Origin of the sequence: Nonomuraea sp. NPDC049607 (genome assembly GCF_040675375.1) — a bacterium.
GTDB lineage: Bacteria > Actinomycetota > Actinomycetes > Streptosporangiales > Streptosporangiaceae > Nonomuraea.
Genome location: NZ_JBFAOV010000086.1, coordinates 1 through 6,138, shown reverse-complemented (window position 1 = coordinate 6,138; position 6,138 = coordinate 1). Strand labels below are relative to the sequence as shown.

Below are 6,138 nucleotides of genomic sequence, written 5' to 3'. Positions count from 1 at the left end.
TCGACGAACTGCCATTGCTGCTGGTTCTGGTTGTTCCTGGTCCATTGGGTGATGCGGCCGCCGTCGGCGGTGGACAGGTTGTAGACGTCCAGGGCTTTGCCGCTGTTGCGGTTGACCAGGACGTACCAGGCGTTGGTGTCGACGGTGGCCGCGTCGGCGGGCTGTGTGGCGATGAACAGGCTCACCAGCAAGGTGGCCACCGTCGCCAGGACGGTCAGGAATCGGAGTCTCACGTTTGCGCCTTTCGGTCAGGGGGTGGTGAGGTCGAAGCGGCGTACGGTGATCGCGCCGCCGAGGGACTGGGTGGCGTAGTTGAAGATCCCGAAGCGGTAGCCCATGAAGAACTGCCAGGCGTTGTTCAACGTGAAGGCCGGGCCGAGGCTGGTGAAGGTGCTGCCGTCGGTGCTGTAGGAGAAGCGGGCCGCCCTGCCGGAGCCGGGCCGGATGTCGGCGTTGACCCGTAGCCAGATCCGGCCGCCCGAGATGTTCGCGCTCGCCGCCTCGGCACCGGTGCCGGTGGTCTGCCAAGAGCCGTTCATGGTCAGGCCGTTGGTCATCACGACCCGGTTGACGCCGTTGTCGCGTTTGACGCCGATCCAGGCCGACTGGTCGCGCAGCATCGCCAGCCCCGAGCGGTCGCCGTTGGCCATCTGGGAGTAGTCGAGCTCGATCGTCGCCGTGGAGGACGGGCCCTGGATGCGGTGGGTCAGTGTGTTGCGCGCGTTGTAGAGGTCGCCTGTGACGGTCGCGGTCTGCAGGCGCAGGCCGTTGCCGGTGGAGAAGCGGCCGGTGTCGGGGTTGTGGTTCCACTCCCAGCGAGGGCCGAGCGCGGCCGAGGTGAAGGTGTCCGGGCCGGTCATGGACGCCACGGTGCGGCTGGTCTGGATGTTCGGCTTGGGGTAGGCGGCTCCCCAGCCTCCGTTGACGGTCTGCACGTTCGGCCAGTCGCCGGTCCAGGTGATCGGTGCGAGCGCCGGGACGCGTCCGCCGGGGTAGGCGTCGACGAACGCCATGTAGTACCAGTCACCGTTCTGGGTCTGGACGAGCCCGCCCTGGTGCGGGACGCCGCCGCCGGAGATGGGGCCGGGCAGGTCGAGCAGGACCTGGCGCATCTCGTACGGGCCCCACGGCGAGGTGGAGCGCAGGACGTACTGGCCGTTGGCGGGGCGGGTCAGCCAGATGTAGTAGTAGCCGTTGCGCTTGTAGAAGCGGGAGCCTTCCAGGGTGCCGATGTTGCTCGGCGTCTGGAACACCTGCTGGCTGCGCACCTGGCTGAGGCCGTCGGCCGAGAGCTGGGCCACGCTGATGGTGCTGTTGCCGTAGGCGACGTACATGGTGTCGTCGGAGTCGATCAGCAGGCCGGCGTCGTAGTAGCAGTTGTTGATCTGTGAGCGCTTGGTCCACGTGCCGTCCACGGCGGAGGCGGTGTAGACGTAGGTCCGGTTGAACTCGACGCAGCCCATCCAGTAGTAGGTGCTGTTGCTGGGCCGGTAGTTCAGGGTCGAGGCCCAGATTCCCTTGACGTACGCCCGGCCGCCGTTGAGGTCGTAGGCGCCGGAGCCGAAGTCGAGGCGCGGCACCGAATGTCCGGCGTACTCCCAGTCGACCAGGTTGTAGGAGCGCAGGATCGGCGCGCCGGGCGAGTAGTGCATGGTCGAGGCCGAGTAGTAGTAGGCGTCGCCGACGCGGATGATGTCGCCGTCGGCGAAGTCCTGCCAGACGACCGGGTTGGCGTAGCCGCCGTCGCCGGTGACCGGGACGAGTTGCCATTGCTGGTTGGCGCCGCCCCAGTCGTCGTACTGGACGATGTTGGCGCCGTCGGCGGTGGAGGCGCCCTGGACCTCCAGGGCCTTGTTGCTGTGGCGGGAGATGAGCCGCACGTAGCCGTCGGAGCTGTCGGTCAGCCGCCATTGCTGGTTGTTGCCGTTGAGGTCGGCCCATTGGACGATGGCGCCGCCGTTGGCGGTGGAGAAGTTGTAGACGTCCAGGACTTTGCCGGAGTGGCGGGACTTGATCCGGTAGTAGCCGCCGCCGGAGTCGACGAACTGCCATTGCTGCTGGTTCTGGTTGTTCCTGGTCCATTGGGTGATGCGGCCGCCGTCGGCGGTGGACAGGTTGTAGACGTCCAGGGCCTTGCCGCTGTTGCGGTTGACCAGGACGTACCAGATGCCGGTGTCGACCGTCGCGGCCGACGCCTCCTGAGCGGTGAGTGCCACGGCCACGACAAGCAGGGCCGACAGGGCCGCGAGGACGCGCCTCACATGAACCTCCAGAGATTGTCGTTCGAGCCGTCGTCGTCCGCGAGCACGACCTGCGCGCCCTGGGAGGTGCCCGTCACACCGAGGACCCGGCCGCCGTTGGCGCACTGCACGCGGAAGGCGGCACCCGCTCAGTGGCGCAGCCGCCAGCGATGGTCGGCGGTGCCGTTGTCCGCCCACTGCACGACACGCGACCCGGCGGCGGTGCCCATGTTCTCCACGCCGAGCACCTTCTGGCTGTTGGAGTTGCGCAGCCGCAGGTGGCCGCCGGTGTCGACGATCGCGGTCCACAGGTGGTCGGCGGTGCCGGTGTCGCCCCACTGGACGACGAGCGCGCCGTCGGCCGTGGACATGCCGGTGACGCCGAGCACCATCCCGGTGCCCACGTTCTGGAGGCGTCGCGCGCCGTTCGGCACGAACCGCCACTGGTTGTCCGGGCTGCCGTCGTCGGGCACCTGGACCACCTGGGCGCCGTTGGCGGTCGAGCCGTTCTGGACGCCGAGCAGCTTCGAGCTGTTGACGTTGCGGATCTTGACCGAGCCGTCGCCGACGTCGGTGACCGTCCAGCGGTGGTCGGCGGTGCCGGTGTCGCCCCACTGGAGCACCCGGGCGTTGTCGGCGGCCGACATGTTCTCGACGCCGAGCACCTTGCCGCTGTGCACGTTGCGGAACCGCAGGGCGTTGCCGTCCGCGACCGGGACCCAGTCGTGGTCGGCGGTGCCGTTGTCGGTCCACTGGAGGGCCGGGCCGCCGTCGGCGGTGGACATGTTCTGGATGCCGAGAACCAGCCCGCTGGCCGCGTTGACCAGCCGGAAGCTCGCCGTGGTGGTGGCGCCCTGGGTGTTCCAGTAGACGACGTAGTTGTGGTCGTACGCCTCGTGGAACGGCCCGAGCCGCACTGGCGCGCCGTCCGCCGTGGCCGTGAAGGTCAGGGAGGAGGTGCTGGTCCGGGTGATCGATGAGGGGTTCAGGGCCGGGGCCGACGACAGGCCGGTGTCGCCGTAGTCGCCCGACAACACGACCGGACCGTAGGTGACGGCCTGCACGCCGGGGTTGTCATCGGCGGCCTTCATGATCACCCGCATGGGCAGGCGCACGGTGACGGTGTCGCCGGACGACCACGTCCGGGTGAGATCGGCGTAGCTGCCCGGGGTGGCCGCGATGTTCTGCTGGACCCCGTTGACGCTGATCGTCGCGCCCTGGGTCCAGGCCGGGATGCGGACGCGCATCGTCCACGATCCGCTCGCGTTCCCGGTGACCTGCAGCGACGTGGTCTCGCCGGCCGGGTAGGAGGTGGTCTGGGTGATCGTGATGCCGCGCGCGCTCCAGTCGAGGGTGGAGGGCACGAGCAGGTTCACGTACAGAGTGGTGCCGTTGTGGAAATAGATCGAGTCGGTCAGCTTGGTGTTGGTCTCGATCCCGGTGCCCTGACAGCACCAGAACGAGCCGTAGTCCGTGCTCCAGGTGCCGCCGCCCCAGGCCGGGCCGACGCCTCGCCGTCCGCCGGGGTTGAGCGGGGTGAAGTACGTGACGTGCCCATGTGCGTCCGCCGGGTTCTGCTGGCCGATCAGGTGGTTGAGCAGGGCGTTCTCGTAGTAGTCGAAGTAGTCGGCCCGGTTCGGGGACAGCAGCCACAGCTCCCGGGTCAGCTTGAGCATGTTGTAGGTGTTGCACGCCTCGCCGGTGTCCCTGGTCAGGTAGGAGGCGATCGCGCCGGGGGCGCGGAAGTGCTCGGCCTGGCTGTTGGAGCCGTTCACGTACGTGTGCGCGCCGACCGTGATGGACCAGGCGTTGGCGGCGATGTCGCGGTACCGGGTGACTCCCGTCGCCTTGTACTCGCGGGCCGCTCCGATCCACTTGGGCACCTGGGTGTTGGCGTGCAGGCCGTTGAGCTGGTCCTGGCCGGCGGCGAGCGGGTTGAAGGCGGCCGCGTGGTCGAACCGCTGGGCCGTGGCCAGCCAGCGGGAGTCGCCGGTCGCCTGGTACAGGTCCGTCAGCACGGCGTTCATGCCGCCGAACTCGGTGCCCAGCATGGCCTGCGTCTGGCTGGAGGTGAGCCGCGAGGTACGGGCGTCCACCCATCCGGCAAGGGCCAGCAGCACGGTCCTGGCCTGGGTGTCGCCGAGCTGCCGCCAGACGTCCAGCAGTCCGGCCAGGGTCTTGTGGAGGCAGTAGTAGGGCACGTTGCCGTTGCTCAGGGTGCGGTTCTCCAGTGCCGTGATGTCCGATTCGGGGAAGCCGGACAGATAGCCGGCGGTGAATCCGGCGGCGCCGTTGTTGGCCTGGCATCTGGCCAGCTCGGCCACCATGTACGTGGCCTTGTCCCGGCAGGTGGTGTCGCCGAGCACGGCATAGGCCTGCGCCCAGGCCGTCAGGAAGTGGCCCTGAACGTGTGATCGGAACGGGAAGCCGGGCGCGTCCCAGCCGCCGTTGGCCGCCGCGCCGCCGGTCGACAGCCGGTGGTTGGCCCGGAAGACGTAGAGCAGCCGGTCGACGTCGACGTAGCGTAAGTAGGCGAGAGCGCGGTTCTGGTTGTCCAGCAGGCGTCCGGAGGTCAGCCGGACCTGGCCGAGGTCGAACTCGTAGGCCGAGACGCCGATGTCGGGTCTGGCCTGGGGGAGTGCGGCCAGGGCGGGTGATGCGCCGGCTGCCTGGCCGACGACCGTGAGCGCGGCGGTCGCGCCCGTGGCCTGGAAGAGCTGACGACGGCTCAAGGACATGCGGAGCTCCTTGGGGATCGGGGGGTGAAGGGCTGTGGCAGGTCACGTACGCAGTGGATGCAGCCTTCCTGGAGGTGGTCGCAGGCGGAGATACGCCACTCCGAGTGTTAGCGCTAACATTGACCTTCGCAAGCTGCTCGCCCGCTTGTGTTGAGGAGTTGTCGCGGAGTACATCGGACGGTCGGGTCCGGCGTCAACAAGCGCCGCTCGCCGCCGGCCGGGCGTTTCCGTCAGAACGCGTTCCCGTCTGGAGTTTTGCCCGCGCGGGGATCACTCTGGACTACTCGTGCGGATGAAAGTTTCATGCTCCCGGCTCTTCTGCGCCCCCCTCCGAACCGGCTGACGCGCCTGGCATGCGCGCGGGGAGAAGGACATCCGCCGCTCGGGCGGCCTGGGTGCGGCTCACCCTCCCCCCGAGCCTTGCATCGAGGGGAGGGGCGCAGCGGCGGTGCGGTCAGCGACTGGAGCCGGTCCGGGTCACCGGGCGCCGGAGCGACCGGCGGTGCGGCTCACGCGGTGGCGGGGTTGTAGGTCCATTTCTGGTTGGTGCCGCCCGAGCAGGTGTAGAGCTGGAGCCCGGTGCCGTTGCCGGTGCCTGCGCCGATGGCGTCGAGGCAGAGCCCGGACTGGACGCCGGTGATGGTGCCGTCGGAGTTGAGGCGCCATTTCTGGTTGTCGCCGCCCCAGCAGGAGTAGATCTGGATTCTGGCGCCGTTGCCGGTGCCGCCGGCGTCCAGGCATTTGTTGCCGTACACCTTCAGCTCTCCGGCGGAGGTTTGGGTCCATTGCTGGTTGGTGCGGCCGTTGCAGTCCCACAGTTGCACGGCGGTGCCGTCGGTGGTGGCGGCGTTGGGTACGTCCACGCAGCGGCCGGAGGCCACGCCCTTGATCTGGCCCGCGCCTCCGCCGGGTGTCGGTGTGGTGGTGGTGCCGCCGTTGAGGGCGTTGAGTACGGCGGTGTAGGCGGCTTTCTTGTTGCCGTTGCCGTCGAAGAGCAGGGGGGTGGCGTTGGCGCCGAGCCAGGAGTCGCTGTCGCGGACGCCCCAGGTGGTGATGCCGGCGCAGCGTGGTACCGCCAGGCAGTCGTTGACCACGTTGGCGTAGGTGGTGGCCGAGCCGCCCTGGATGTCCAGTTCGGTGATCTGGACGTCGACGCCGAG

General features: G+C 68.8%; 4 protein-coding genes. All 4 read right to left on the bottom strand.

Features of this window, described 5'->3' with window-relative positions; genetic code table 11:
- The coding region (locus AB0J97_RS51320) for an RICIN domain-containing protein (RefSeq protein ID WP_364104676.1) at window positions 1–200 on the bottom strand (200 nt) is incomplete at its 3' end.
- 48 nt (window positions 201–248) lie between these two features.
- On the bottom strand, window positions 249–2,261 hold the full coding sequence (locus tag AB0J97_RS51315) for an RICIN domain-containing protein (protein ID WP_364104673.1): 2,013 nt from the start codon (window positions 2,259–2,261) through the stop codon (window positions 249–251).
- Window positions 2,262–2,389: 128 nt separating this feature from the next.
- On the bottom strand, window positions 2,390–4,978 hold the full coding sequence (locus tag AB0J97_RS51310) for a beta-L-arabinofuranosidase domain-containing protein (RefSeq protein ID WP_364104670.1): 2,589 nt from the start codon (window positions 4,976–4,978) through the stop codon (window positions 2,390–2,392).
- A 509-nt stretch (window positions 4,979–5,487) separates the two neighbouring features.
- Window positions 5,488–6,138 (bottom strand): ricin-type beta-trefoil lectin domain protein (locus tag AB0J97_RS51305; protein WP_364104667.1); only part of this gene is annotated, 651 nt, incomplete at its 5' end.